This is a genomic window from Stutzerimonas stutzeri SDM-LAC (assembly GCF_000235745.1).
In the GTDB taxonomy this organism is placed as follows: domain Bacteria; phylum Pseudomonadota; class Gammaproteobacteria; order Pseudomonadales; family Pseudomonadaceae; genus Stutzerimonas; species Stutzerimonas stutzeri_H.
This window is the reverse complement of sequence record NZ_AGSX01000077.1, coordinates 1-26,019: the sequence shown is the minus strand read 5'-3', so window position 1 is coordinate 26,019 and position 26,019 is coordinate 1. Positions and strand designations below refer to the sequence as shown.

The window sequence follows — 26,019 nt, the reverse complement described above, 5'->3', positions numbered from 1 at the left end:
CGGCGCAACGCCGCCCCCTCTGGCACCGCTGCACCGCCCCCCCCGATGCGATGGCCCGACCGGCCAATCGGCCATCCCGCCAAATGCAAATTGCTCTTATTCAACCACTCGTAGCCTGCTAATATTGCTGCCTTTTTAGAGGCTCTGGGTTCCCGATGCGTCCGTTTTCCCCTCCTGTCGTTGCTGTGCTACTGGCCTTGGGCCTGACGGCTTGCGACGAGAATCCGCCACGTTTTGAACAGGCAGAACCTGACGAGGCGCTTTCAGGTGGGAGCGCCACGGTGATCAAGTCCGATCAGAATGCCTTCTCGATGCCGTCCGCCAACCTGTCACCGATGCGCCGGCTGGACTTCAGTGTCGGCAACAGCTTTTTTCGCAATCCTTGGGTCATCGCCCCCGCCTCGACGACGGCCCGCGATGGCCTTGGCCCACTGATCAACACCAACGGCTGCCAGAACTGTCATATCAAAGACGGCCGTGGGCATCCGGCGCAAGCCGAGCGTGGCAATGCGGTGTCGATGCTGGTGCGCCTGTCGATCCCGGCAGGCGAGGAGCACGCCGAGGTGGTCCATCAGCGAGGCATCGCACCTGAACCCACTTATGGTGGCCAACTGCAGGACATGGCGATTCCTGGGGTCGCACCCGAGGGCAAGGTTCGTCTCAGCTACAGCACCCATACCGAGCGCTTCGCTGACGGCTTCGAAGTCGAACTGCGAACGCCGCAACTGAAAATTACCGACCTGGGCTACGGCCCGATGCATCCCGATACGCTGTTCTCCGTCCGCGTAGCGCCGGCAATGGTCGGCCTCGGCCTGCTGGAAGCGATTCCGGAAGCGGCAATACTCGCCAATGCCGACCCGGACGACCGCAACGGTGATGGCATCTCCGGACGCCCGAACCGGGTATTCGATCAGATTACCCGCGAAACCACGCTGGGCCGCTTCGGCTGGAAAGCCGGACAGCCGAACCTGAACCAGCAGAACGCTGACGCTTTTTTCAATGACATGGGCCTGACGACCAGCCTGTTGTCCGGCAGCAGCTGCACGCAAGCACAGGCGGATTGCCTGGCGATGCCCGACGGCGGCAAGACCGAAGTCAGCGACCATATCCTGTCGCTGGTGCTGTTCTATTCGCGCAACCTTGGCGTGCCGGCTCGGCGCAACGTCGACGACCCGCAGGTCCTGGCGGGCAAGACGCTGTTCCATCGGGCAGGCTGCCAAAGCTGTCACGTCCCCAAATTCACCACCGGCGATGCCGCCGAGCCCGAACTCGCCAACCAGGTGATCCGCCCTTACACCGACCTGCTGCTGCATGACCTGGGCGAAGGGCTCGCCGATCATCGCCCGGAATTCGAGGCCACAGGGCGTGAATGGCGCACCCCGCCACTCTGGGGCCTCGGCATGACCGAGGCTGTCAGTGGGCATACCCAGCTGCTGCATGACGGTCGCGCTCGCAATCCGCTCGAAGCCATACTTTGGCACGGCGGCGAAGCCGAGCGCGCCAAGCAGACCGTACTTGGCTTCGACAGTGACGAGCGCAGCGCCCTGCTGGCTTTTCTCGGGTCCCTTTAATGCCGAGCCAGACGCACCCTTGCCCAGCCCTGAGGAGCACTATGTACCCCAACCGATTTTTTCGTGCCGCCACCGCCACTGCACTGGGCCTGCTACTAAGCGCCTGTGCGCCATCCGATCCGTACCAGGAGACAAGCCAGGCGCTGACCAACGAGGTCCTGCTACCGGCTTATACCGACTGGGCTGAAGCCAACCGCCGCATGGCAGCCAGCGGCATCGCCTTTTGTGCAGGCAATGAAGAGCTGAACGATGCGCGCCAGGCGTTCCTGCAGGCGCAGCTCGCCTGGGCGGGCTTGCAGCCCTTGCTGATCGGGCCGATGGGTGAAGGCAACCGGGCCTGGCAAGTGCAGTTCTGGCCTGACAAGAAGAACCTTGTCGGGCGGCAGGTCACCGCATTGCTGAAAAAGAAGCCACAGCTGACCCAGGCCGACCTGGAGAATGCCAGTGTCGTCCTGCAGGGCTTGTCTGCTTATGAATACGTGCTCTACGACAAGGCCGTGGACCTGACCGATAGCGCGACCAAAGCGCGTTATTGCCCGCTACTGGAAGCCATCGGTGAGCATCAACAGAAGCTCGCCGCCGATATCGTGCAGGCCTGGGAAGCCAAGGACGGCATGGCCGCCCAGTTGAGTGAGTTTCCCAACGCGCGTTACGCAGAATCAGCCGAAGCGATCGCTGATTTGCTGCGCGTCCAGGTCACCGCACTGGATGGCCTGAAGAAGAAGCTTGGCGCACCGCTTGGTCGCCAGAGCAAGGGCTTCCCGCAGCCGTTCCAGGCCGAAGCCTGGCGCAGCGACGCTACGCTTCCCAGTATCGATGCCGCACTCGCCGGTGCCCAACGGCTCTGGCTGGGCACCGATGGAAACGGGCTGAAGGCGCTGGTGCCGGCCGAGCAGGCTGAGCTGGCCAAGCGCATCGACGTTGCCTACGAAACCACGCGCCAGCATCTGGAGGACATCATGCTGCCGTTCAGCGAGTTGATAGCTGACGAAGCCGGTCGGACGCGTCTCGATGCGCTGTATCAGGACATCGATGCCTTGCACCGCCTGCACCAGACCGAACTGGCCCGCGCCCTTGGCGTGCAGATCGGCTTCAATGCCCATGATGGAGATTGATCATGAACCGTCGCGCCTTCCTGGGTCTCAGTAGCGCTGTCGTGGCCGCTTCAGCTGTTGGCGGCTGGTCGCTGACGCATCAAACCGAACAACCGTTGCTGCTATCGGCGCGAAACGATGCCGATGGCCGCCACTATGCGGTCGGCTATCGCCTCGACGGTAGTCAGGTCTTCGCCACGCCTGTCGCCGAGCGCTGCCACGATGTCTACGCGCACCCGCACCTGCCGCTTGCGGTGTTTGTCGGGCGCCGCCCGAGTCGTGAGAGTTATCTGATCGACAGCCGTGACGGGGCGCTGCTGCAGGTACTGGCGTCACCACCTGATCGTCATTTCTATGGCCATGGTGTTTTTCACGCCAGTGGCGACTGGTTCTACACCACCGAGAACGATACATCCGCAGCCGGTCGCGGCGTACTCGGCGTCTACCGTGTCGAGAACCGTCAATTGGTGCGTAGCGGTGAGCACTCGACCCACGGTATCGGCCCGCATCAACTGCTGTGGATGCCCGATGGCGAGACGCTGGTAGTCGCCAACGGCGGAATCCGCACCGAAGCCGACAGCCGTCAGATGATGAATCTGCACGCCATGGAACCCAGCCTGGTGCTGTTGCGCCGCGATGGCACCTTGATCAGTAAGGAGCAGTTGCCCGAACGGATGAACAGCGTGCGTCACCTGGCAGTGGCGGCTGACGGCACGGTGGTGTCCGGCCAGCAGTATGAAGGCGACCCAATGGATCGGGTGCCATTGCTCGCGATCAAGCGCCCCGGCCAGGCATTCCAGGCGTTCCCGCTGGGCGAAGCGCAACGCCAAACCATGAACCAGTACACCGCCAGCCTGGCGATCAACAACACCCTTCGCCTGCTGGCCGTGACGGCTCCGCGCGGCAACAAGGTGTTTATCTGGGACCTGGACACAGCGGCGCTGCGCGAGGAGATCCATCTGCCCGATTGTGCCGGCGTCGCGGCAGTCAAAGAAGGCTTTGTGGTCAGCTCCGGTCAGGGCCGCTGCCGCTTTGTCGACTGCACCGGCAAGGCGTTCGTCAGCACCCCTCTGCAGCTGCCAGCAGGGCTCTGGGACAATCATCTGCGCCTGGTCTGAAACCGCTCAAGTATCGAAGGAAGCGGCCGAAAAGCCACTGCTCCCTCCCGAGATTCACCAGATCGTCGACACGGTCCAGACGGGCGCAGTGGATGCCGTACGGGCGATCGAAAAATGGTCGGGCCCGCAGCGATGAAGGTGTCGAACAAGTCACGGAAGCCGGTGGCATGCTGCAACGCATCACCCCGGAGGTCGAGGCGATTCGTGATATGAACCGGCAGATCGCCACGACTGCTGAGGAGCAAACGTCCGTGGCCGAAGACATTTCGCGCAATTTCACCGAAACCACCGCAATCGCCACGACCAACCAGGACAACGTCGAGCGCACCGAGAAGGCCAGCCAGAATCTGCGTGGGCTCTGCGCTCAGCTCAGCGAAGTCACTCACCGCCTGGCAGGCTGACGCTCAACCCAACCAAACGGCCCCGCCCACGCGGGGCCGGCTGGTCGATTCAGCCGGGCTCCCTGGCGCGAGCAGCGCCGCTTACGCCCCCGTCCCCTGCCCCAGACCAAGCCTGATATCCGACTTTACTTGCACACGGTTCGCAGCTAACGTCCATTTTCCCTCTGCACTGCCAAGGTCGGCGCATAGCTGCGCCTGACCGGGCTTGCGTGTTCGATACGGCTGCGTCGTTGCATCGTCATGTCAGCCGGCTCATTACTCCAAGGAATACGGAAAATGTTGCGCCGCATGCTGCTGATGCTTGGCGCGGTGATCGTCGTGGTATTGATCCTCGCCGCCTTCAAGTTCAACTCGATCTACTCGCAGATCCAACAGTTCAAGGCGCCGAAGCCGCCGGTCAACGTCGAAGTGGTCACCTCCAGCAAGGAACGCTGGCAGAGTCGACTTCCGGCCGTAGGCACGCTTACCGCATCGCAGGGCATCGACCTTTCGGTTGAGATTGCCGGCACCATCAGCGACGTGCAGTTCCGCTCGGGTGAAAAAGTGCGGCAGGGGCAGCCCATCGTGCTGCTCGACAGCGAGATCGAACAGGCGAGCCTGGCCGCGGCGGAAGCGGATCTGCATCTGGCAAAGGTGGAATTTCAGCGAGCACGCAGCCTGATCGAGGGGAAGGCCATTTCACGCAGCGATTTCGATCGGCTCAATGCCCAGTCGCAGAAAGCCGACGCCACAGTCGCCCAATTGAAGGCCAGCCTGGCGAAAAAGCGCATTCTGGCACCCTTCTCCGGGACCATCGGGATCCGTCAGGTTGACGTCGGTGACTACGTCGCAGCCGGTACGCCGATAGCCACGCTGCAGGACCTGTCGACGCTGTTCGTCGACTTCTACCTGGCCGAACAACACGTGCCGTTGCTCGCCATCGATCAACCCGTGCGCGTGCAGGTAGCGGCTTTCCCCGATGAGCAGTTCGAGGGCCGTATCGTCGCCCTGAACCCCAAGGTCGAGATCACAACCCGCAACGTGCAGGTCCGCGCGGAGCTGGCCAACCCAGGCGAGCGCCTGCTGCCGGGTATGTTCGCCGACCTGCAGGTGCTGTTGCCTAGCGACGAACTCCGGGTCGTGGTACCGGAAACCGCGATCACCTACACCCTGTACGGCAACTCGGTACTGGTGGTGAAAGAAGGCCAGCCTCCCGAACCCGAAGAAGGCACCACGGCGACCGAGACCGACGAGCCCTATCTGGTCGTCGAGCGGCGCTTCGTCAAAACCGGAGAGCGGCGCGACGGCCGCGTGGTGATCCTCGAGGGGCTCGAGGCAGGCGAGCAGGTGGTCATTGCGGGACAACTCAAGCTGGATACTGGCGCCCACGTCGCCATTGCCGAAAAGCGCACCCTCGAACTCGAATCCGAGGCTCGCTGAGACGTCGATCAAAGGGACACAGAGCGCATGGCTTTTACCGATCCATTTATCCGCCGCCCGGTGCTGGCCAGTGTAATCAGCTTGCTGCTGGTGCTGCTCGGCTTCCAGGCATTCAACAGTCTGGTGATCCGTCAGTACCCGCAAATGGAAAGCGCGCTGATCACGGTGACCACCGCCTACCCCGGCGCCAACGCAGAGACGATCCAGGGCTATATCACTCAGCCCCTGCAACAGAGCCTGGCCAGCGCCGAAGGCGTGGACTACATGACATCGGTCAGCCAGCAGAACGTCTCGATCATCTCGGTCTATGCGCGTATTGGCGCCGATACCGATCGGCTCTATACCGAGCTGTTGAGCCAGGCCAACTCGGTCAAGAACCAGCTGCCACAGAACGCGGAAGACCCGGTACTGAACAAGCAGGCGGCCGACTCCACAGCGCTCATGTACATCAGCTTCTATAGCGAGCAGCTGAGCAACCCGCAGATCACCGATTACCTGTCGCGGGTCATCCAGCCGAAGCTGGCCACCCTGCCCGGCATGGCCGAGGCGGAGATTCTCGGCAACCAGGTGTTCGCCATGCGCCTCTGGCTGGACCCGGTCAAACTCGCCGCGTACGGCCTCTCTGCAAGCGACGTGAACGAGGCGGTGCGCAAGTACAACTTCCTGTCCGCCGCCGGTGAGGTGAAGGGCCAGTACGTTGTCACCAGCATCAACGCCGATACCGAACTGAAGACCCCCGAAGCTTTTGCCGCGATCCCCCTGAAGACCCAGGGCGATAGCCGTGTGCTGCTCGGTGATGTAGCGCGCGTCGAGATGGGCGCCGAAAGCTATAACGCGATCAGCTCGTTCGACGGGATTCCGTCGGTCTATATCGGCGTCAAGGGCACGCCGAGCGCCAACCCGCTGGATGTCATCAGCGAGGTGCGAGCAGTAATGCCGCAGATCGAATCGCAATTGCCACCCGGCCTGAAAGTCACCATCGCCTATGACGCAACGCGGTTCATCCAGGCCTCCATCGATGAGGTAGTCAAGACCCTCGCCGAAGCGGTGGTGATCGTCATCGTAGTGGTTTTCCTGTTCCTCGGTTCAGTACGCTCAGTACTGATCCCCGTGGTGACCATCCCGCTCTCGATGATCGGCGTGTTGTTCTTCATGCAGACCATGGGGTATTCGATCAACCTGCTGACACTGCTGGCGATGGTGCTGGCGATCGGCCTGGTCGTGGATGACGCAATTGTCGTGGTGGAGAATATCCACCGACATATCGAGGACGGCGAAACGCCCTTTCAGGCAGCGATCGACGGCGCCAGAGAAATCGCGATGCCGGTCGTCACCATGACCGTCACCCTCGCCGCGGTCTATGCACCGATCGGCTTTCTGCAGGGACTGACGGGCGCGCTGTTCCAGGAGTTCGCCCTGACCCTGGCCGGCGCCGTGCTGATTTCCGGCGTGGTCGCGCTGACCCTGTCGCCGATGATGTGCTCCCGCCTGCTGCGCCACGAAGAAAACCCGACCGGCCTGGCGCACCGCCTTGACCAGCTTTTCGACCGGTTGAAGACGCGTTATCAGCGTGCGTTGCACGGCACACTGAACACACGCCCGGTGGTACTGGTATTCGCATTGATCGTACTCGGGCTGATTCCGCTGCTGCTCAAGTTCACCGAAAGCGAGCTGGCGCCGGAGGAAGACCAGGGCATCATCTTCATGATGGCCAGCGCACCGCAGACGGCGAATCTCGACTACCTCAACGCCTACACCGATCAGTTCCTGGAGATTTTCGAGTCGTTCCCCGAGTACTACTCCTGGTTCCAGATCAATGGCTTCAACGGTGTACAAAGCGGGATTGGCGGCTTCCTGATGACGCCCTGGGACGAGCGGGAGCGTACCCAGATGGAAGTGCTCCCAGAAGTGCAGGCCAAGCTCGATCAGATTCCGGGTCTGCAGGTCTTTGGCTTCAACCTGCCATCGCTACCCGGAACCGGTGAAGGCCTGCCGTTCCAATTTGTCATCAATACGGCTAACGATTACGAGTCACTTCTGCAGGTCACCGAGCGAATCAAGGAAAAAGCCCAGGCCTCCGGCAAGTTCGCGTTTCTCGATGTGGACCTGGCGTTCGACAAACCGGAAATCGTCATCGATATCGACCGCAAAAAAGCCGCGCAGATGGGCGTCACCATGGAAGATCTCGGTGTGACGCTGGCCACCTTGCTGGGTGAAAGCGAGATCAACCGCTTCACCATCGAGGGTCGCAGCTACAAGGTAATTGCCCAAGTAGAGCAGGCCTACCGGGACAATCCAGGCTGGCTGAGCAATTACTACGTGAAGAACGATCAGGGCGAGATGCTGCCCCTGTCCACCCTGATCACCGTTCATGACCGCGCCCGACCGACCCAACTGACCCAGTTTCAGCAGCTAAACGCAGCGACCATCCAGGGCTTTCCGATCGTCAGCATGGGCGAGGCCATCGACACGCTGCGCAGCATTGCGCTGGAAGAAGCGCCGCAGGGTTACACCTTTGATTACGCAGGCGCATCGCGCCAGTACATTCAGGAAGGCAATGCGCTGTACACGACCTTTGCACTTGCGTTGGCAGTCATTTTTCTCGTGCTGGCGGCACAGTTCGAGAGCTTCCGCGATCCGCTGGTGATCCTGGTGACCGTGCCGCTCTCTGTTTGCGGCGCGCTGGTTCCGCTGTTCCTCGGCCTGTCGAGCATGAACATCTATACGCAGGTCGGACTGGTGACGCTGATCGGGTTGATCAGCAAGCACGGCATCATGATCGTCGAGTTTGCCAATCAGTTGCGTCGAGATCGGGGGCTGAGCCGCCGTGAAGCAGTTGAGGAAGCCGCCGCAATCCGACTCAGACCGGTGTTGATGACAACCGCAGCAACGGTATTCGGCATGGTTCCTTTGATCCTGGCCAGCGGTGCCGGAGCGGTGAGTCGCTTCGACATCGGCCTGGTGATCGCCACAGGCATGACAGTGGGCACCCTGTTCACGCTGTTCGTGCTACCGGCTGTGTATACGGCACTGGCAAGCCCGGACCGGGCGACAGCCCCGAATACGAGCGCGCATCCGTCACCCGGGCATTAAGCAAGGAATGGAAGCAGGACTCGAATCAGCGCTAGCGCGCTGCTCAGCTGCGCCCTACCAAGCTCTGGGAAAGCCCATACATGAGCAACAGCAAGTCCTGATCGGGTCGCGACTCTGAAAGAGCGGCGCGGGCGACGCGCGGGACCGAGCAATGGCTGCTGAGATCGCTTCGCGCGACGACTTTGGCATTCGGCTCACTCCATGCGGTCGCACAGAGCGACGCGACACCCAGTGCACCGACCAGAAACACACCTCGTGCAATTTCAAGTTTCATTGCGCAAGCCCTTGTTATTTGGTGAGTCGAGAAATCACCATAGTTCACCAATTGACCGGGCGCCGAGAAAAATGACCGATGGCCGATGTTGAACGGAGGGCCGCGCTCATGCGCGCGCCAGCTCTCACCCCTTGGGGCTTGGCCGGCGGCGCAACGCGCATAAAAAAGCCCCGCATTAGGCGGGGCTCTTGAGGGGACAGGCTGGCTTACATCATGCCGCCCATGCCACCCATACCGCCCATGCCACCCATGTCCGGCATGGCTGGAGCAGCCTTGTCGTCGATGCTCTCGGCAACCATGGCTTCGGTGGTGACCATCAGACCGCCAATGGAGGCCGCAGCCTGCAGTGCGGAACGAGTCACCTTGGCCGGATCGAGGATGCCCATTTCGATCATGTCGCCGTAGGTGTCGGAAGCAGCGTTGAAGCCGTAGTTGCCTTCACCCTGCTTGACCTTGTCGACCACGACGCTCGGCTCGCCACCGGCGTTGGCAACGATCTGACGCAGCGGTGCTTCTACAGCGCGACGCAGCAGCGCGATACCGACGTTCTGGTCTTCGTTCTCGCCCTTCAGCTCGGAGATGGCCTGCAGCGCGCGCACCAGGGCAACGCCACCGCCAGGAACCACGCCTTCTTCGACGGCTGCACGGGTAGCATGCAGGGCGTCTTCGACGCGGGCCTTCTTCTCTTTCATCTCGACTTCGGTACCGGCACCGACCTTGATCACAGCAACACCGCCAGCCAGCTTGGCCAGACGCTCTTGCAGCTTCTCTTTGTCGTAGTCGGACGTGGTGTCTTCGACCTGCTTGCGGATCTGCGCAACGCGCGCTTCGATGTCAACCTGCTGGCCAGCACCATCGATGATGGTGGTGTTTTCCTTGTTCAGCACAACGCGCTTGGCGTTACCCAGGTGCTCCAGGGTAGCGGTTTCCAGGCTCAGGCCGACTTCTTCGGAAATCACGGTGCCGCCAGTCAGGATAGCGATGTCCTGCAGCATGGCCTTGCGACGGTCGCCGAAGCCAGGTGCCTTGACGGCCGCGACCTTGACGATGCCGCGCATGTTGTTAACGACCAGGGTCGCCAGCGCTTCACCTTCAACGTCTTCAGCCACGATCAGCAGCGGACGACCAGCCTTGGCAACGGCTTCGAGAACCGGCAGCAGTTCGCGGATGTTGGAGATCTTCTTGTCGACCAGCAGCAGCAGCGGGCTGTCGAGCTCGGCCACCATGGTGTCCGGCTTGTTGATGAAGTAGGGGGACAGGTAGCCGCGGTCGAACTGCATGCCTTCTACGACGGACAGCTCGTTTTCCAGGCCCGAGCCCTCTTCAACGGTGATCACGCCTTCCTTGCCAACTTTTTCCATGGCTTCGGCAATGATGGCGCCGATGGAGCTGTCGGAGTTGGCGGAGATGGTGCCGACCTGGGCGATGGCCTTGAAGTCGGTGCATGGCTTGGCCAGGTTCTTCAGCTCGGCGACAACGGCGATGGTCGCCTTGTCGATGCCGCGCTTGAGGTCCATCGGGTTCATGCCGGCAGCGACTGCCTTCAGGCCTTCGTTGACGATGGCCTGGGCCAGAACGGTTGCAGTGGTGGTGCCGTCACCGGCTTCGTCGTTGGCCTTGGAGGCAACGTCCTTGACCAGCTGCGCGCCCATGTTTTCGAAGCGGTCTTTCAGCTCGATTTCCTTAGCAACGGAAACGCCATCCTTGGTGATGGTCGGAGCGCCGAAGCTCTTTTCCAGAACCACGTTGCGGCCTTTCGGGCCGAGGGTCGCTTTTACCGCGTCAGCCAGGACGTTGACGCCTGCCAGCATTTTCTTGCGGGCGGAATCGCCGAATTTAACTTCTTTAGCAGCCATGTTGATTCTTCCTCAAATTCTGTTGATGGAACGCTGTTCGCTGTAAGCGAGCGCTGATCAGGCTTCTACGACGGCGAGGATTTCGTTCTCGCTCATCACCAGCAGGTCTTCACCGTCGACCTTAACGGTGTTGCTGCCGGAGTAAGGGCCGAATACGACCTGGTCGCCAACCTTGACGGCCAGCTGACGGACTTCGCCGTTGTCCAGAACGCGGCCAGTGCCGACAGCGACGATTTCGCCACGGTTGGGTTTCTCGGCAGCGGAGCCCGGCAGCACGATGCCGCCTGCGGTTTTGGTTTCTTCTTCGCTGCGACGAATCACGACGCGGTCATGTAGAGGACGAAGCTTCATTGTCGATCTCTCCTAGTACAGTGGTTTCCATGCCGATGCATTCTCATCGGCGGGTTGGGCAAATCCGGCGTTGCCGGTTGCGGCGCGCAATGCGAGCCGCAGAAGACGGACTGTCAAATCGCGACAGCGACCTTGCGGTGACCGCTACATGCGGGCGCGGAAAATGATTTCAAGGGCGATGGTGAGGATTTTTTGCATTTGACGACAATAAAAAAGGCATGCCGAGCCATGCCTTCGCGACAGGAGCGGTAATTATTTGTCGCGGCGCTCCCACTCGCCTTCGATGACGTTCGGGCGCTGCGGGCCATCTCGACCTTCCTGACGCTGGCGCAGGTCATCGGCAAAGGCTCGTCTACGCTGTGCCTGCGCCTCTACGCGGCGTCCGACAAAGCCAAGGAACAATTTGCGTGTCGGCGGGAAGAGCACCAGCAGCGCGACGACATCGCTGAGAAACCCGGGCAGGAACAGCAGGCCCCCGGCCGCCGCCATCATCAAGCCCTGGAGCATTTCCCGTTCCGGCAATTCACCGCGGGCCAGACGCTCACGCGCACGCCAAGCCGTGGCGAAACCGGCGAGGCGCATCAGCAGAATACCGGCCATGCCGCTGATGACCAGCAGCAGAATGGTCGGCAGCACGCCGATAGAGCCGCCAACCTTGATCAGCAACGCCAGCTCGGCCAGCGGGAACAGGAGAAACAGCAGTAAGAAAATTCGCATCGATAATCCTTGGCGGAAGAACGGCTTCCGATCTCGTGTAGATGACGGCGGGCTGCAGTGAATTCAACCCATCGGGGGAACAGGCTGTAACCGGATTATTCACGCTTGCGCTTGTGCGAAGTCAGCGCCGCGCCATTTCCACCAGAGCCTGACGCACGGAGCCTGGGCTGGTACAGCTATCGGCAAATGCCAGCCAGTGAATACTCTGACCGATGCTCAGGTGAAAGCCTTCGCTGTCGATGCCGACCATGCGTGCCGTCGGGTCAGACGGCAGGCCGGCCACCTGCACGTAGTGAGCAATCGCCGCGCCATGGTCCTGGTTCATATGGTCGAGCATCTCACCCTCGCCCCCGTTTGTACGCGCAAAGGGGTTGGCCAATGCCACCTGTTCCAGCCAATGAATCGCACCAAAGCCTCCGATGTAGCGCCAGCGCACCGGTTGCAGCACCCAGAAGTCGAAATCGTGGACGAGGTGGTAATCGCGCGATTCGGGGAAATAGCGGTAGTAACGCTCGGCCGCAGCCTCGACCGCGGCTTCGGCCGTGAGTTGCACCGCCTCAGCCAGCAGGGTGAGACGGCCGGTTGCCTGCACATCCTCGGCGCCACGTTCAGCGACCAACAACGAGCAGCGTGGGTCTGCCTGCAGATTCTTGGTGTGCTGGGCGATCCGGCTGATCAGGATCAGCGGCCAGCCCTCTTCGCCCAAGCAGTATGGGACCGCTGAGCCAAAGGGAAATCCGGGCATGGCCTTGGAGTGAGTCGAGAGCACGCCGCGGTATTCCTTGAGCAGGAGTTGTCGGGCATGCTTGGCGGCTTGAACGCTCACGGGAGTTCCTCAAGAGGCAATTCGGCAGGGCATCAGCATAACGGTTTCGTCAGCGGACGTCGTTTATCGACGCCCGCTGGTATAGATGAGGAGATGGACATGCAGCTGAAAGACAAGGTCATCATCATTACTGGTGGTGGCCAAGGGCTCGGCCGGGCAATGGGCGAATACCTCGCCAGCAAGGGCGCCCGTCTGGCACTGGTCGACCTCAACCAGGAGCGGCTGGACGAAGCGGTCGCAGCCTGCAAGAGCGCCGGCGGTGATGCACGCGCCTACCTGTGCAATGTCGCCGACGAAGAGCAGGTCGGCCATATGGTGAGCCAGGTCAGCGAAGATTTTGGCGGGCTGGACGGCTTGGTCAACAATGCCGGCATCCTCCGTGACGGGTTGACCATCAAACTCAAGGACGGCGAACTGTCGAAGATGAGCTTGGCCCAGTGGCAGGCGGTAATCGATGTCAACCTCACCGGCGTGTTCCTCTGCACCCGCGAGGTTGCGGCGAAGATGATCGAGTTGAAGCGCCAGGGCGCGATCATCAACATTTCCTCGATATCCCGCGCCGGCAACATGGGCCAGGCGAACTATTCGGCCGCCAAGGCTGGCGTCGCTGCAGATACCGTAGTGTGGGCGAAGGAGCTGGCACGCTACGGCATCCGCGTCGCCGGTGTTGCACCCGGTTTCATCGAGACCGAGATGGTCGCCAGCATGAAACCCGAAGCGCTGGAAAAAATGACTGCAGGGATCCCGCTCAAGCGCCTGGGCAAACCCCAGGAGATCGCCCATTCGGTGGCCTACATATTCGAGAACGACTACTACACCGGACGCATTCTGGAGCTCGATGGAGGCTTGCGCCTGTAAGGGACAGCAGAAACAGAACCGGGCGCACTCTGCGCCCGGTCAATTACGCACGAGCCTTACCAGCCCACACCGAACCCGATGCTGTAACGGGTTTCGTCCAGATCGCTCTCTGCGCCGCTGACGATGTCTTTCTCGGCCTTCATATTGAGCGACGCCCAGTCGGTCACCTTGTAGCGCAGTCCCATTTCCGCGTCCAACTGATAGTCGGCGACGTTTTCCAATGGTTTGCCGATCTCACCATTACTGAATATCTCGAAGGTCTTGCCCACCAGGTAACGGTTGTAATTCCACTTCATCGCCAACGAATAGAATTGTTCCGTGTTGCCGCTGGCGAACTCGTAGTCGCTGCGGTTGGCCAGTGATGCCAGCGAGAAGGCACCCAGTTCGTTGTCCCAGAACTGGTAACCCGGACCGGTACCGATGGTGCGCTGACGGCGCACGTCCTCGATCTTGTCACGCCTGTACTCCAGGCGCCCCTGCCAGAACCAGTGCTCATCGAGGAAGCGGTCGAGCGCATATTCGGCTTCCCAGTTATCGGTGGCCGTCACGCCGTCGCGGTACTCACGGTTGTAGCCGCCAGAACCGTTGTGACGCCAGAGACCATGGCGCGCCGAGGTCTTGAACGAGATGTCGTAATCATCGGTGTCGGTTTCGGCGCGCTTGTAGTCCAGCGCCATATCGACGTTGCCCTTCCAGGTCAGGTCCTGAATGATTGGCTTCGGATGGATGATCTGTGTGATCGATTTCAGCGGGACCGTACGCGGCGCCCCACCGTTGCTCAGGGTAACCATGCCGTCGCCAGCCGCTTGCAACGATTTTGCGACCTCGCCGGTCACATCGTCTTCCTTGACCAGCAGTTGCTGGTTGCTTTCCAGAGTCGCTACCTGGCTCCATTTCACCGGAATGGAACCGCCATACTCGGTTTCGATGAGCAGCTTGCCGCCGTCGAGCACACTGATTTTGCCGGTCAGGCGATCACCATTTTTCAGCCACACGGTATCGGCAAAGGTCGGCAGAGTGAGCGTCGAAAGCGTTACGCAGAGCAAACTGCGAGAGAGCGGTCGGAAGAACATAGGCAATAAGATGTCTGTGGGGTAAACGAGAAAGGCAGGCATTATCCTTATGCCACCGAAGACAACAAGCGTTGGCCGCTAAACGGAGCCTCGCGTCATCATCAATCTGATTACCAATGGAGCCCTTTCATGACGCCCCATCCCGCTGGCGCACTGCACAGCGACCTTCGCACCAGTGATGCCGAAGCCCGACGCGCGGCGCTGTATCTGACGTTGGCGCAGATCCCGGAAGGCAAGGTCACCAGCTACGGCGAACTTGCCGCGGTAGCCGGGCTCGGGCGCGCAGCACGTTGGGTCGGCCGGGTCTTGTCGCAGTTACCGGACGATACGCGCCTGCCCTGGCACCGAGTGATGGGTGCGGGCGGCCGCCTGAGCCTGGCCGCTGGCACCCTTTCTGGTGACGAGCAACGTGCGCGACTTCGCGCCGAGGGTGTGCAGGTGATCAACGGCCGCGTCGACATACGTCGGCACGGCTGGCATTCGGCGGAGCACAGCGGGTAGAGTGCGCGCTTCATGTTCTGTCCCTGATCTTCCTTTATGTCCCGTGAAACCTGGCGCGCCGCGCTAGCCGCCTACGCCAGCCCAGCCTCACTGACTCTACTGATCCTTGGCTTCGCTGCCGGGCTTCCTGCGATCCTGGTGTTTTCCACGCTGTCTGTATGGCTGCGCGAGGCTGGTGTGTCTCGCGAGACCATCGGTTTTGCCAGCTGGATCAGCCTCGCCTATGCATTCAAATGGGTCTGGTCGCCGATGCTCGACCAGTGGCGGCTACCCTGGATCGGCGGGCTCGGCCGGCGACGCTCGTGGCTGGTGTTATCGCAGGCGGTGATTGCCATCGGCCTGATCGGCATGGCCATGTGCAATCCACAACAGAACCTGACCATGTTGATCGCGCTCGCCGTAACGGTGGCTTTCGCTTCGGCGACGCAGGACATCGCCATCGATGCCTATCGGCTGGAAATCGCCGAGGACAAATTGCAGGCCACGCTGGCCGCGAGCTACATGACCGGTTACCGCATCGCCATGCTGCTGGCCAGCGCCGGTGCACTTTTCCTGGCCGAGTGGCTGGGCTCCAGCAACGTCGAATACAGCCAAGCCGCCTGGGCCACGACCTATATCGCCTTCGCCCTTCTCATCCTCCCAGGCCTTGTGACCAGCCTGTTGATCCCCGAGCCCCAAGGGGCCGCACCGCTGCCGCACGAGCCGTCCAAATTCAGTTTCAATCATCAGATGGCTGCAGTCGGCCTGTTGCTGGTACTGCTGATTTCCGTTCCGGCAATGATCAACGCCCTGATTGCCCAGGCCTGGCCACGGGCAACGCTGTACTTGCTGTTTATCATCGGTTCGCTGTCACCCTGGGGGCGGTCGCTGATGGTCCCGGTGCGCCAGATGCTCCACCAGGCTGGCCAACGCCAACGCCCGGCACGCTTCGACTTCGTTCATCAAGCGGTCTCGGTGATCGTGCTGATCATCCTCATGGTGTCGACCACAGGCATGTTCCAGTCCTATTGGGGCGGCTACTGGCCACGCGGCACCATGTACCTGCTGATCTGCTGGGGCTGCCTTTCAGGCCCCGGCCGGATTCTGATGGGCCCGGTGCTGACGCCCATCACCGACTTCATCATGCGCTACCGCTGGCAGGCGCTGTTGCTGCTTGGATTGATCGCCACCTACCGGATGTCAGATACGGTCATGGGGGTCATGGCCAACGTCTTTTATATCGACCAGGGCTTCAGCAAGGATCAGATCGCCAGCGTTAGCAAGCTGTTTGGCTTGATCATGACCTTGCTCGGCGCTGCCTTTGGCGGCTTGCTGATCGTGCGATTCAGCATTCTGCCGATTCTGTTCATCGGTGGTGTCGCATCGGCTGCGACCAACCTCATGTTCATGTTGCTGGTGGAAATGGGCGCCAACCTCAACATGCTCATCGTCACGATTTCCTGCGATAACTTCAGCGGCGGGCTGGCTTCGACCGCATTCGTCGCTTACCTGTCGAGCCTGACCAATCTGAAGTTTTCTGCCACCCAGTACGCCCTGCTCAGCTCGCTGATGCTGTTGCTGCCAAGGCTATTGGGCGGTTATTCAGGCGTGATGGTCGAGCAACTCGGTTACAGCAACTTCTTCTTTGTGACCGCGTTGCTCGGTATCCCGACGCTGGTTCTGATTGTCTGGCAATGGACACGCAACCGTCAGCAGCCAAGCGGCGCCGAGCCGATATCCTCAACCGAGCAGAGCTAATGAAAAGCCGGCGTCAGCCGGCTTTCGTTTTGCGTCGCAGATCAGCGCTGTACCAGATGCACCACGCGCTGCGGAAACGGAATGCCGATCCCGGCTGCGTCAAAGCGCTCCTTCACCAGTTCGGTAAAGCCAAAGGTCACTGGCCAGAAGTCGCCCGTAGCGACCCACACCCGCAGCGACAGATTCACCGAGTTGTCAGCCAGTGCGACCACATGAACTACCGGCTCAGGATCGCGTAGCACGCGCTCATCTTCAGCGATCTCCAGCAGGATCTTGCGCGCGAGCTTGATATCGGCGCTGTAATCGATGCCGATATTGATGTCCGCGCGACGTCGCGGTTCGCGGGAGTAGTTGGTGATATGGCCATTCGAGAGGCTGCCGTTGGGCACGACGATGGTTTTGTTGTCGGCAGACTTGAGAACCGTGTGGAAGATCTGAATCGAATGCACAGTGCCGGCCACACCCTGAGCTTCGATCCACTCGCCAACGCGGATCGGGCGAAAGATCAGGATCAACACACCGCCCGCAAAGTTGCCCAGGCTGCCCTGCAGCGCCAGGCCGATCGCAAGGCCCGCGGCACCGATCACCGCAATGAACGATGTGGTCTCCACGCCGATCATCGACGCAACGCTGATCAGCAGCAGGACCTTGAGGATGATGCCAGCCAGGCTTTCGATGAAGCCATGCAACGAAGGGTCGACCTGGCGGCGCTTCAATACGCTGCCTACTTTGCCGACGAGCTTGTTGATCAGCCACCAGCCGATGAGAAAGGTGAAAAGTGCCAGCGTGACTTGCGCACCATATTGAATGACAACAGGCAACCAGGCCTCGGAAAGCTCGACCAGATAATCGACACTGAAATCCATTGAAAGGAGTCTCCTTGGGACACCGAGCGTCCCGGCTACAGGCGCTCGGCTAATGCGGAAAGTGGCACGCGGACGTGCGCGGGGTGATCAATCGCGGAAATTGTTGAACTGCAACGGCATCCCGAAATCCTTGGTGCGCAGCAGGGCGATCGCTTCCTGCAGGTCGTCGCGTTTCTTGCCGGTCACACGTACCTGCTCCCCCTGAATAGCGGCCTGCACCTTCAGCTTGGCCTCCTTGATGTAGGCGACGATCTTCTTAGCCAGCTCCTTGTCGATGCCCTCTCGCAGCACCACTTCCTGTTTGACGGTCTTGCCCGACGGATAGGGGTCCTTCAGCTCCATACACTGGATATCGATCTTGCGCTTGACCAGGCTCAACTTGAGGATTTCCAGCATCTGCTCCAGTTGGAAATCTGCATCGGCGGTCAGATTGATGGTCAGTTCCTTGAAATCGAAACTGCCTTTACCACGCAGGTCATAGCGCCGGTCGAGCTCCTTGACAGCGTTATCTACCGCGTTGGTTACTTCGTGTTTGTCCAGTTCGGACACCACGTCGAATGAGGGCATGGGCTTCCTCCTTTGGAAACGGCGCGAGGTGTGACCCAGCGCGCTTAGCTTGACGGTTCAAATGCGCCATCATTATAACTGTTCGCGCTGCCCGGGCCCTTCGAACCCTGTTGCAGTCCTCTCCTTTTTCCGAGCCCCTGAATGCCCAACCCCCAACTCAGCATCCTGGTGGTAGACGACGCCAAGTTCTCCAGCGTGATGATAGGTCGCGCGCTCAGCAAGGCCGGGTACGAAGACATTCGTTTCGCCAACAGTGCCAGCGCGGCGCTGGAGCTGATCGAGCAACGCCCCGCCAATGTTCTGCTCGCCGATTGGCTGATGCCGGAAATGGACGGCCTGGAGCTGACGGCTCAGGTCCGCCAGCAGGACGAGATGTCCGACCATTACACCTACATCATTCTCCTGACCGGACGCGACGGCCAAGACGTGCTGAGCAAGGCGTTCGATCACGGCGTGGATGACTTCATCGGCAAGTCGGTGATGAACGACCAGCTCGTGCCCAGGGTGTTTGCGGCCGACCGGCTTTGCGGCTCACTGCAGCGGCTGATGCGGGAGAATCGCCTGTTGACCGAAAATATCGCGAGTCTGGAGAAACGCAACCTGATCGACCCGATCACCGGTCTGGGAAACAGCCGCTACCTCCATCAGCGACTTGGCGACAGCTTGCGCCAGATCGAAAGCCGTGGCGGTGCGCTGTGCCACTTGCTTATCGGTTTGCCGGAGATCAACAGCCAGCGGGAACGCTACGGGGAACAGTTTCATCAGGACCTGCTGCGCGGTGTCGCACGGCGGCTTCAACAGCTAGTACGCCCGCTCGACGTGCTCACCCGCCTGGACGATCGCCATTTCGGCGTGCTTACCCTGATTGATGACTTACGCGGCTGCTCTCCGAGCAGTTTCAAGCGACTCCACGAGGGACTCAACCTCAAGCCGTTCAAGACCGACGAGGGCTTCATTTCGATCAAGGCCGGCATCGCGATGGTTAGCCTCGACGCCAGCGCGTTACCGGTCGATCCCAAGCAGGTTATCGCACAGGCCGGATCATTACTGCCTGACGCCTACGCCACAGGGCGCATCGTGCCTCTGCGCTACAAGCAGCCCGCTTGATGGCTGGGACTTGGCACGTACTTGGCGCCGGCAGCCTGGGCGGGCTGTGGGCGGCGCGACTGTTTCGCGCGGGCGTGCCGCTGCATCTGGTCCTGCGCAATCGGCAACGGCTTGCCGAGTACCGCAGCGTCGGAGGTCTTGCGCTGATCGAGAACGGTGCGAGCCGTCTCTATCCGATACCCGCGGAACTACCAGAGGCCAAGGCACCTATCGAACGGCTGCTGGTTGCCTGCAAAGCCTATGATGCGCAAGCCGCCATCACGGAAGTTGCACCGCGCCTTGCTAAACATTCGGAAATCCTGCTTCTGCAAAATGGCCTGGGCAGCCAGCAAGCCATCGCCACACGTTGGCCGGATAGCCGCTGCATCTTCATTTCCAGTACCGAAGGGGCCTATCGTCAGGCCGACTTTCGAATCGTACATGCCGGCCGCGGGCAGAACTGGCTCGGCGACCCGCTCAAGCGCCAAGCGCCGCCGTGGCTTGCTGATCTGGACATGGCTGACATTCCATACAGCTGGGCCGACGACATCATGGACAAGCTCTGGCGCAAGCTGGCGATCAATTGCGCGATCAACCCGCTTAGCGTGCTGAATGATTGCCGCAACGGTGAGCTGTTGAATCACCCCGAACTCCTGCACAGGCTCTGCTGCGAGCTCAGCGAGGTGCTACGGGCCTGCGACCAGCCAGAGGCCGCCGATGGGCTCGAAGCGGAAGTCCTGCGTATCATCGAGGCGACCGCACAGAACTACTCCTCAATGCACCAGGACGTACAAAGCCGACGCCGGACCGAAGTAGGCTTTTTGCTGGGCCAGGCTTGTCGAGCCGCGCGCCAGCATGGTTTGGCAACACCGGGGCTGGACGAACTGCTCGACCGGCTCCAGACGCTCCTGCGCCGTCACGGATTGCCCGCCGACTGAGCCACCGCTACCCTGCACGAACACCCTTCGCCCGTACCTGCCATGACCCTGCGCCAGCGCCTCGAAAATCTTCCGGTCGGCCGCAAGCTGCTTATCGCTCTGCTCGTGCTGCTGGCAACCTTGCTGCTGATCTCCAATCTGACCTTTATCAGCGCGGCCTACTGGATCTCGCGACAGAGCGTCGCGCCCCAGGCAATGCATACGCTCGGTGCGCTGTTCGCCACGCCCGAGCTGAGCCATCGGGCCCTGCAATCAAAAGCGGCGGCTGAAGAGCTGCTGGGGAAACTCAACGACTATGCACCGCTGCGGGCCGCCGTGGTTTATGACCGCACCGGGCGCAGCCTGGCGGAACTGTATCGTGGCGATCCGCTGGACTTGCCGCAGCAGGTAGACGAGTTGCCTGCGTGGCAGAACGGCGAGATGCGCGCCAACCTGCTGATCGAACTGCCCCAGGCCGCGGGGCCACCAGGTCATCTATTGATCGTCGCCAGCAGCGAACTGCCAGGCGCGTTCTACACCGGTACCTTGACCGCCAGTCTCGCGATCCTGCTGGCCAGTCTGCTGTTATGGGTATTGGTGGCCCGGCAGATTCGCCGCCTGATCACCCGGCCGATCCGCGACCTGGAAGCCCTGTCCCGTCAGGTGACCCGCGATGAGGACTATTCTCTGCGGGCAACACCGAAAAACCAGGACGAAATCGGCCACCTGGCCGATGCGTTCAACACCATGCTGTCGCGCATGGAGGCTCGCGAGCAACAGCTCAAGCGCGCCCGCGACGATGCCCAGGAAGCCTTCGATCATGCCCAGGGCCTGGCCGAGGAAACCCGCCATTCCAACCGAAAGCTGGAACTGGAAGTCCAGGTTCGCAGCAAGATCGAAAAGAAGCTCACCGGCTTCCAGAACTACCTGAACAGCATCATCGACTCGATGCCCTCGGTGCTCATTGCGTTGGACGAACAGCTCTATGTGACCCAGTGGAACCAACAGGCCAGTGCGCTATCCGGAACATCCATCGACGACGCGCTGAACCAGCCGGTATTCATCGCCTTCGAACCGCTGCGTCCGTTCCTCGCGCAGATCCGCCGGACATCCGAACATCACCAGGTCGAGAAGATCGAACGCGTCACCTGGGCCTTCAATGACGAGCCTCGGCATTACGCGTTGACGCTGTATCCCCTGATGGGCGGCGGCGGGCGCGGCGTGGTGATCCGTATCGACGACATCACCGACCGCATCAACATGGAAGAGATCATGGTGCAGTCGGAGAAGATGCTCTCGGTTGGTAGCCTCGCCGCCGGAATGGCGCATGAGATCAACAACCCGCTCGGCGCCATCCTGCACAACGCACAGAACATTCGCCGACGTCTCTCCCCTGATCTGGAGCGCAACCGGGAAGCCGCTGATGAAACCGGCGTTTTGCTGGAAGCGGTGAACCAGTACCTGCAGCGACGCGAAATACCGCAGTTGCTCGACGGCATTCAGCAGGCAGGCTCGCGTGCAGCCAAGATCGTCAGCCACATGCTCACCTTCACCCGGCTCAGCAACCGCCAACTGGCGGAATGTCAGTTGGCGGTGCTGATCGACCAAGCGCTGGAAATCGCCGGCAATGACTTCGCACTAATCGAAGGCTTCGATTTTCGCGCCATCGAAATCGTCCGTGATTTCGATCCGCAGATTGACCGGGTGCCCTGCATCGGCAACGAACTCGAGCAGGTATTACTGAATCTGCTGAAAAACGCCGCACAGGCCATTCATCAGAAACCGGAGCGAGCCCACGGGCAGATCACGCTGCGCACACGCCTGAACCCACCCTGGGCCGAGATTCAGGTCGAAGACAACGGCGGCGGCATTCCGGAACCGATCCGCAAGCGAATCTTCGAGCCGTTTTTCACCACCAAAGAAGTGGGTCAGGGAACCGGGCTGGGGCTTTCCGTTTCGTATTTCATCATCACCAACAATCACAAGGGCCAGATGGAAGTGCAATCCAGGCCGGATCAGGGCACCTGCTTTACCCTGCGCCTGCCGCTGACATCACCTAGTGAACCCACCAATAGCTGAATCAAGGAATCCCGATGGGCAACCGACTTTCGAAAATCTACACCCGTACCGGTGATGCCGGCGAAACCGGCTTGGCCGATGGCCGCCGTGTGCCCAAGGATCATCCGCGAATCGAGGCAATGGGCGAAATTGACACTCTCAACAGCCAACTCGGCCTGCTGCTGGCGGAGCTCGCCGAAGGCCAGGTCCGCTGGCCACAACTGGCCGAGCTGATCGAGGTGTTGAGCCCATGCCAGCATCGCCTGTTCGACTTGGGTGGCGAGTTGGCGATGCCCGAGTATCAAGCGTTGAGGACGGCCGAGGTCGAGCGGCTGGAAGCGGCAATCGACCACTGGAATCAAGAGCTCGGCCCGTTGGAAGATTTCATCATGCCGGGGGGCTCGCGACTGATTGCCCTGGCCCATCTGTGCCGGAGCATGGCGCGTACCAGTGAGCGCCGCTGCCAGCAGCTCAACGCAATCGAGCCACTGCGCGCGGTCGGCCTGGCTTATCTCAATCGGATTTCGGATCTGTTTTTCGTGGTGGCCCGGCTGATCGCACGACGTCAGGGTTGCGCCGAAATTCTCTGGTACGCTGCCGACGCACCCACCAAGACCGATGGCTGAACAAGCGCGGCGGCGCGAACGCGTCATCGACGGGATGCATGCGGCGTGGGAAGTCCTGATCGTCCTGCTGGTGTGCATCAACCTTGGGTTGATCCTGTTCGATAGCCTGTTCATCTTGCAGCCGATCAACGACGCACTGGCCGAATGGACTCCTGTCCTGCATCAACGCTACGACACGCTGATTCACCAGAACTTCCAGCACATCGACCTCGCCTTTGTCGCGATATTCATCTTCGATGTGCTGCTGGGCTGGACCGTCGCACTGTTCGAACGCCGCTACGCCCGCTGGTACTACTATCCCTTCGCTCACTGGTATGACGTGCTCGGCTGCATTCCGTTGAGCGGCTTCCGCTGGTTGCGGGTGCTGCGCGTCGGCAGCCTGCTGATCCGCCTGCAACGACTGGGGCTGATCGACATGCGGCGCTGGGCGGTGTTCGGTCTGCTCAATCGCTACTACCTGCTCCTGCTCGAGGAGCTGTCCGATCGCGTCATGGTTCGGCTGTTCAGCCGCATGCAGCAGGAGATCGGGGCCAGTGACGACCTCTCCCGCCGGCTGCTGCAGGAGGTGGTCAGGCCGCGTAAGGAGCGATTGCTCAACGATCTTTCTCGCCGCATGCACAGTATGTTGGAGAGCGGTTACCGGGATAATCGCGGCGCCATCGAAGGTTATGTGGGCGGACTGATCCACCAGGCGCTGCTGAACAACCCCGAGGTGATCCGGTTGCGTCGTCTGCCTTTGGGTGGACGAGTCGCCGACACCCTGGATGAAGCGCTCGCCGACATTGCTGCGCAGCTTCTTCAAGGCGGTGCCGAAGGACTCCAGAGCCCGCAGTTCCAGCGACTCGCACGAAACCTGGCGGATGAGTTCTTCGAGGCCTGGGTTTACCAGGACGAAGACACCGACTTGGCGCTCGAAGAGCTGCTGGTGGACGTCATCGAGGTGCTTAAACAGCAGGTGCTAGACCGCCGCTGGAGCCGGTTCGTCGGCCCCGTTCAGCCACCGTCGCCGCCAGGCTAGTTACGATTTGCCGCGGCAAGCCCTTCCCGCTGATCAAGTCGAGCCCCGACCACCATCTCGGTCGCCCAGTTGACAAGGATGTCGGTGTAGGCCTTCTGGCAGCAATCGCTGGTCAGCGCATGATCGGCGCCGAGAATGATCCGGTGCGTCAGCGAGTGCGTCTGATGGAAGGCGGCGCGGTAACTCATGATGGTGCTGTGTGGAACCAGATGATCGTGCTCAGACTCGACGATCAGCACGTCGCCGCGAAAGTCGGCGCAAGCGGCCAGTGCCCGGTTTTCTTCAGGTACGACACGTCGGCCGCGCAGCTGATTGAGCAGGTCACGGTTCAACTGTCGCTTGGGCACCATCCAATCATCGTCGCCATACAGTGCTGGCACCCGCATGGCTAACCACTTTACCGGCCGTAACGCGGTGAGCAGTGCGGCCAGGTAGCCACCGTAGCTGGTCCCCACCACAGCAATGGCCGAGGGGTCGATATTGGGGTGCTGTGCCAGAAGATCATAGGCCGCGAGCAGATCGTTCAGATTCTGCTCGCGGGTCACGGTTTGCTGCTGCGCCAGCGTCAAGGCATGGCCGCGCAGATCAAAAGACAAGCATATGCAACCCAGGCCCGCGATACCGCGAGCTCTGGCCAGGTCGCGCTCCTGGCTTCCACCCCAGCCATGTACGAATAACACGCCAGGCAGCTTGGTGGGGGGTGACAGGAAAGTACCGGCAATGTGTTCGTCATCGACAAGGATGTCTATGCATTCACTTTGGGTCGCCATAATCTTCTACCGTTACGTATTTGGTGATGAAACCGACCTCGGTATCTTCGCCTCGGAATAATACGGTCGCATCGGACGGGACGGCCTGTGACGCACCATAAATCTCAACGGTCGAGGCTCGCACTGCACCGCTTTTGCCCCCTATGAATGCTTCAAGCGCGGCTATTTCAGCGCCACTTGCGCCACCGACCCGCCAAGACTGCTCCAGTACCCCCGAACAAGCACGACCGCGACCGTCCATTCCCTGAGCGATGTCGTAGTTACGACGGGACGCGAAAAAGCCCCGGAAGCACGCCGAGGCGGCATCGTCGTAGACCTGCGCCTGCGTAACGGCCAGTCGGACCTTTTCCGGCAGATCGAGCCTGAGCAAGGCCTCGAAGTCACCGTCGGATACAACGAGGTCCGAGCCGCCGTAAACCATCTCGCCGGAATTGTCAGGCGTCAGCCGCTGGGTGCCGTAGTAACTGAGAGTTCGCCCCGCCACCCGAATCTGTCCAACGCTGAAAGTCGTCACATGCTCCAGGTTGGCCTCGAGTACCAGCCCGTACTGGGCCATCTCTTTTACATCAACGTGTTCCAAGGCGTGATCGAGCTGCTGCTCGGTATTGATGCGTTCCTGCCCTCTTCCGCCCGTGGCCCGAACCGGCTTCAGCCTCAATGAACCTTCGTGCAACAACCGTCGCCCGGCTTCGCGGGCATCTTCAAGCGAAAACACGCTGTAGCCTGGAAGCACGCTGCCGGTGACCCGGGCGGCAAAGTCGCGAGACCAGCCAAACGGGGCATCCGCATCCGGCCGCACCAGGGGATGCGTGATGGCCTTGGTTTCAATGAACGCCTGAGGCACCACGCCGCCGAACAGGTCCTCTTCATCAGCGAGGCCCAACTCACGGGCCGCGTCTGTGCCGATAATGGTGCCAGAGGGCAAGAAATACAGCGGGTGTGAATACTCGATGGTTCTGTCGAACTCACCGAGAAAGGCCAGGCCTTTAACTGTAGCCAGACGTTTGGCCAGATGCTCATGCACGGCCCTTTCATGTTTAGGATCTTTAGACCGGTTGGCCAGTGTCACTACCGCCCCGCGGGGCATTTGCGGCGCATCCGCATCGATCATTGAGCTCGCTCCATGGACTGCTGGTACATGCACGGCGAGCGGTCGATAGCCGCCCGTTTCGCTTGTTATCACCCGAGCCAAAGCGGCTCCGGTCTAATCAGATAGACCCTG

The 26,019-nt window shown here is 60.9% G+C and carries 23 protein-coding genes and 1 pseudogene; 14 read left to right on the top strand and 10 right to left on the bottom strand.

Features of this window, described 5'->3' with window-relative positions; translation table 11 throughout:
- The first annotated feature begins 155 nt into the window (after positions 1–155).
- The 6 genes and pseudogenes from PSTU_RS0109245 (at position 156) to PSTU_RS0109220 (ending at position 8,696) form a co-directional block, all read left to right on the top strand.
- Complete coding sequence (locus tag PSTU_RS0109245; RefSeq protein WP_019340753.1) at positions 156–1,571, top strand: di-heme oxidoredictase family protein; 1,416 nt, start codon at positions 156–158, stop codon at positions 1,569–1,571.
- 41 nt (positions 1,572–1,612) lie between these two features.
- On the top strand, positions 1,613–2,686 hold the full coding sequence (locus PSTU_RS0109240; RefSeq protein WP_019340752.1) for an imelysin family protein: 1,074 nt from the start codon (positions 1,613–1,615) through the stop codon (positions 2,684–2,686).
- A gap of 2 nt (positions 2,687–2,688) precedes the next feature.
- Positions 2,689–3,783 carry a DUF1513 domain-containing protein gene (locus PSTU_RS0109235; protein ID WP_019340751.1) on the top strand — a complete coding sequence of 365 codons (1,095 nt, stop codon included), beginning with the start codon at positions 2,689–2,691 and terminating at the stop codon, positions 3,781–3,783.
- A gap of 49 nt (positions 3,784–3,832) precedes the next feature.
- Positions 3,833–4,184: pseudogene (locus PSTU_RS0109230) on the top strand (methyl-accepting chemotaxis protein); the annotation flags it as partial.
- A 276-nt stretch (positions 4,185–4,460) separates the two neighbouring features.
- Entirely contained in the window at positions 4,461–5,603 is a 1,143-nt protein-coding gene (locus tag PSTU_RS0109225) for an efflux RND transporter periplasmic adaptor subunit (protein WP_019340750.1), read from the top strand.
- Positions 5,604–5,630: 27 nt separating this feature from the next.
- Positions 5,631–8,696 (top strand): multidrug efflux RND transporter permease subunit, encoded by a 3,066-nt coding sequence (locus PSTU_RS0109220; protein WP_019340749.1) that lies wholly within the window; start codon positions 5,631–5,633, stop codon positions 8,694–8,696.
- A 43-nt stretch (positions 8,697–8,739) separates the two neighbouring features.
- Here PSTU_RS0109220 and PSTU_RS0109215 read toward each other — a convergent pair whose 3' ends face one another.
- The 5 genes from PSTU_RS0109215 to PSTU_RS0109195 form a co-directional block, all read right to left on the bottom strand.
- Positions 8,740–8,970 carry a hypothetical protein gene (locus PSTU_RS0109215; RefSeq protein ID WP_019340748.1) on the bottom strand — a complete coding sequence of 77 codons (231 nt, stop codon included), beginning with the start codon at positions 8,968–8,970 and terminating at the stop codon, positions 8,740–8,742.
- 206 nt (positions 8,971–9,176) lie between these two features.
- Positions 9,177–10,826: a chaperonin GroEL gene (gene groL / locus PSTU_RS0109210; protein WP_019340747.1), complete on the bottom strand. Its 1,650-nt coding sequence runs from the start codon at positions 10,824–10,826 to the stop codon at positions 9,177–9,179.
- 57 nt (positions 10,827–10,883) lie between these two features.
- Complete coding sequence (locus PSTU_RS0109205; protein ID WP_019340746.1) at positions 10,884–11,177, bottom strand: co-chaperone GroES; 294 nt, start codon at positions 11,175–11,177, stop codon at positions 10,884–10,886.
- A gap of 252 nt (positions 11,178–11,429) precedes the next feature.
- The gene (locus tag PSTU_RS0109200; RefSeq protein WP_019340745.1) at positions 11,430–11,894 is read right to left on the bottom strand and encodes an FxsA family protein; all 465 of its coding nucleotides are present in this window, start codon (positions 11,892–11,894) and stop codon (positions 11,430–11,432) included.
- A 121-nt stretch (positions 11,895–12,015) separates the two neighbouring features.
- Positions 12,016–12,720, bottom strand: coding sequence for a HugZ family protein (locus PSTU_RS0109195; RefSeq protein WP_019340744.1), 705 nt, complete (start codon positions 12,718–12,720; stop codon positions 12,016–12,018).
- Between the two features lie 99 nt (positions 12,721–12,819).
- Between PSTU_RS0109195 and PSTU_RS0109190 the strand changes: the two genes are divergently transcribed.
- A complete protein-coding gene (locus tag PSTU_RS0109190) occupies positions 12,820–13,578 on the top strand; it encodes an SDR family oxidoreductase (protein ID WP_019340743.1) in 759 nt (252 codons plus the stop codon).
- A gap of 56 nt (positions 13,579–13,634) precedes the next feature.
- On the opposite strand, the gene PSTU_RS0109185 is transcribed toward PSTU_RS0109190, so the two are convergent.
- Positions 13,635–14,651 (bottom strand): DUF481 domain-containing protein, encoded by a 1,017-nt coding sequence (locus PSTU_RS0109185; protein ID WP_029404692.1) that lies wholly within the window; start codon positions 14,649–14,651, stop codon positions 13,635–13,637.
- Between the two features lie 129 nt (positions 14,652–14,780).
- Here PSTU_RS0109185 and PSTU_RS0109180 point away from each other — a divergent pair, with 129 nt between their 5' ends.
- Together PSTU_RS0109180 and PSTU_RS0109175 are read left to right on the top strand one after the other, a co-directional pair.
- The gene (locus PSTU_RS0109180) at positions 14,781–15,152 is read left to right on the top strand and encodes an MGMT family protein (RefSeq protein ID WP_019340741.1); all 372 of its coding nucleotides are present in this window, start codon (positions 14,781–14,783) and stop codon (positions 15,150–15,152) included.
- 36 nt (positions 15,153–15,188) lie between these two features.
- Positions 15,189–16,889 carry an AmpG family muropeptide MFS transporter gene (locus PSTU_RS0109175; RefSeq protein WP_019340740.1) on the top strand — a complete coding sequence of 567 codons (1,701 nt, stop codon included), beginning with the start codon at positions 15,189–15,191 and terminating at the stop codon, positions 16,887–16,889.
- Between the two features lie 41 nt (positions 16,890–16,930).
- Here the strand turns inward: PSTU_RS0109175 and PSTU_RS0109170 are convergent, their stop codons facing one another.
- Together PSTU_RS0109170 and PSTU_RS0109165 are read right to left on the bottom strand one after the other, a co-directional pair.
- On the bottom strand, positions 16,931–17,755 hold the full coding sequence (locus PSTU_RS0109170) for a mechanosensitive ion channel family protein (protein ID WP_019340739.1): 825 nt from the start codon (positions 17,753–17,755) through the stop codon (positions 16,931–16,933).
- Between the two features lie 87 nt (positions 17,756–17,842).
- A complete protein-coding gene (locus PSTU_RS0109165) occupies positions 17,843–18,322 on the bottom strand; it encodes a YajQ family cyclic di-GMP-binding protein (protein ID WP_019340738.1) in 480 nt (159 codons plus the stop codon).
- A gap of 141 nt (positions 18,323–18,463) precedes the next feature.
- Between PSTU_RS0109165 and PSTU_RS0109160 the strand changes: the two genes are divergently transcribed.
- From PSTU_RS0109160 to PSTU_RS0109140, 5 genes are read left to right on the top strand one after another with little or no spacing between them, the layout of a single operon-like run.
- Positions 18,464–19,429 (top strand): response regulator, encoded by a 966-nt coding sequence (locus tag PSTU_RS0109160; protein ID WP_019340737.1) that lies wholly within the window; start codon positions 18,464–18,466, stop codon positions 19,427–19,429.
- On the top strand, positions 19,429–20,346 hold the full coding sequence (locus PSTU_RS0109155) for a putative 2-dehydropantoate 2-reductase (RefSeq protein WP_019340736.1): 918 nt from the start codon (positions 19,429–19,431) through the stop codon (positions 20,344–20,346). The genes PSTU_RS0109160 and PSTU_RS0109155 overlap by 1 nt, the downstream gene beginning before the upstream one ends.
- Positions 20,347–20,388: 42 nt before the next feature.
- Positions 20,389–22,404 (top strand): sensor histidine kinase, encoded by a 2,016-nt coding sequence (locus PSTU_RS0109150; RefSeq protein ID WP_019340735.1) that lies wholly within the window; start codon positions 20,389–20,391, stop codon positions 22,402–22,404.
- 14 nt (positions 22,405–22,418) lie between these two features.
- Positions 22,419–23,009 (top strand): cob(I)yrinic acid a,c-diamide adenosyltransferase, encoded by a 591-nt coding sequence (locus PSTU_RS0109145; protein WP_019340734.1) that lies wholly within the window; start codon positions 22,419–22,421, stop codon positions 23,007–23,009.
- A complete protein-coding gene (locus tag PSTU_RS0109140) occupies positions 23,002–24,027 on the top strand; it encodes an ion transporter (protein ID WP_019340733.1) in 1,026 nt (341 codons plus the stop codon). Before PSTU_RS0109145 ends, PSTU_RS0109140 begins: the two co-directional genes overlap by 8 nt.
- On the opposite strand, the gene PSTU_RS0109135 is transcribed toward PSTU_RS0109140, so the two are convergent.
- Positions 24,024–24,797: an alpha/beta hydrolase family protein gene (locus tag PSTU_RS0109135; RefSeq protein WP_019340732.1), complete on the bottom strand. Its 774-nt coding sequence runs from the start codon at positions 24,795–24,797 to the stop codon at positions 24,024–24,026. The two genes, PSTU_RS0109140 and PSTU_RS0109135, sit on opposite strands and share 4 nt — an antisense overlap.
- Positions 24,781–25,908: a DUF3182 family protein gene (locus PSTU_RS0109130; RefSeq protein ID WP_019340731.1), complete on the bottom strand. Its 1,128-nt coding sequence runs from the start codon at positions 25,906–25,908 to the stop codon at positions 24,781–24,783. The genes PSTU_RS0109135 and PSTU_RS0109130 overlap by 17 nt, the downstream gene beginning before the upstream one ends.
- Between the last annotated feature and the right edge of the window lie 111 nt (positions 25,909–26,019).

Coding starts and splice junctions, on each gene's coding strand:
- PSTU_RS0109245 (WP_019340753.1), top strand. CDS start 156: ATGCGTCCGTTTTCCCCTCCTGTCGTTGCTGTGCTACTGGCCTTGGGC.
- PSTU_RS0109240 (WP_019340752.1), top strand. CDS start 1,613: ATGTACCCCAACCGATTTTTTCGTGCCGCCACCGCCACTGCACTGGGC.
- PSTU_RS0109235 (WP_019340751.1), top strand. CDS start 2,689: ATGAACCGTCGCGCCTTCCTGGGTCTCAGTAGCGCTGTCGTGGCCGCT.
- PSTU_RS0109225 (WP_019340750.1), top strand. CDS start 4,461: ATGTTGCGCCGCATGCTGCTGATGCTTGGCGCGGTGATCGTCGTGGTA.
- PSTU_RS0109220 (WP_019340749.1), top strand. CDS start 5,631: ATGGCTTTTACCGATCCATTTATCCGCCGCCCGGTGCTGGCCAGTGTA.
- PSTU_RS0109215 (WP_019340748.1), bottom strand. CDS start 8,970: ATGAAACTTGAAATTGCACGAGGTGTGTTTCTGGTCGGTGCACTGGGT.
- groL (WP_019340747.1), bottom strand. CDS start 10,826: ATGGCTGCTAAAGAAGTTAAATTCGGCGATTCCGCCCGCAAGAAAATG.
- PSTU_RS0109205 (WP_019340746.1), bottom strand. CDS start 11,177: ATGAAGCTTCGTCCTCTACATGACCGCGTCGTGATTCGTCGCAGCGAA.
- PSTU_RS0109200 (WP_019340745.1), bottom strand. CDS start 11,894: ATGCGAATTTTCTTACTGCTGTTTCTCCTGTTCCCGCTGGCCGAGCTG.
- PSTU_RS0109190 (WP_019340743.1), top strand. CDS start 12,820: ATGCAGCTGAAAGACAAGGTCATCATCATTACTGGTGGTGGCCAAGGG.
- PSTU_RS0109185 (WP_029404692.1), bottom strand. CDS start 14,651: ATGTTCTTCCGACCGCTCTCTCGCAGTTTGCTCTGCGTAACGCTTTCG.
- PSTU_RS0109180 (WP_019340741.1), top strand. CDS start 14,781: ATGACGCCCCATCCCGCTGGCGCACTGCACAGCGACCTTCGCACCAGT.
- PSTU_RS0109175 (WP_019340740.1), top strand. CDS start 15,189: ATGTCCCGTGAAACCTGGCGCGCCGCGCTAGCCGCCTACGCCAGCCCA.
- PSTU_RS0109170 (WP_019340739.1), bottom strand. CDS start 17,755: ATGGATTTCAGTGTCGATTATCTGGTCGAGCTTTCCGAGGCCTGGTTG.
- PSTU_RS0109165 (WP_019340738.1), bottom strand. CDS start 18,322: ATGCCCTCATTCGACGTGGTGTCCGAACTGGACAAACACGAAGTAACC.
- PSTU_RS0109160 (WP_019340737.1), top strand. CDS start 18,464: ATGCCCAACCCCCAACTCAGCATCCTGGTGGTAGACGACGCCAAGTTC.
- PSTU_RS0109155 (WP_019340736.1), top strand. CDS start 19,429: ATGGCTGGGACTTGGCACGTACTTGGCGCCGGCAGCCTGGGCGGGCTG.
- PSTU_RS0109150 (WP_019340735.1), top strand. CDS start 20,389: ATGACCCTGCGCCAGCGCCTCGAAAATCTTCCGGTCGGCCGCAAGCTG.
- PSTU_RS0109145 (WP_019340734.1), top strand. CDS start 22,419: ATGGGCAACCGACTTTCGAAAATCTACACCCGTACCGGTGATGCCGGC.
- PSTU_RS0109140 (WP_019340733.1), top strand. CDS start 23,002: ATGGCTGAACAAGCGCGGCGGCGCGAACGCGTCATCGACGGGATGCAT.
- PSTU_RS0109135 (WP_019340732.1), bottom strand. CDS start 24,797: ATGGCGACCCAAAGTGAATGCATAGACATCCTTGTCGATGACGAACAC.
- PSTU_RS0109130 (WP_019340731.1), bottom strand. CDS start 25,908: ATGATCGATGCGGATGCGCCGCAAATGCCCCGCGGGGCGGTAGTGACA.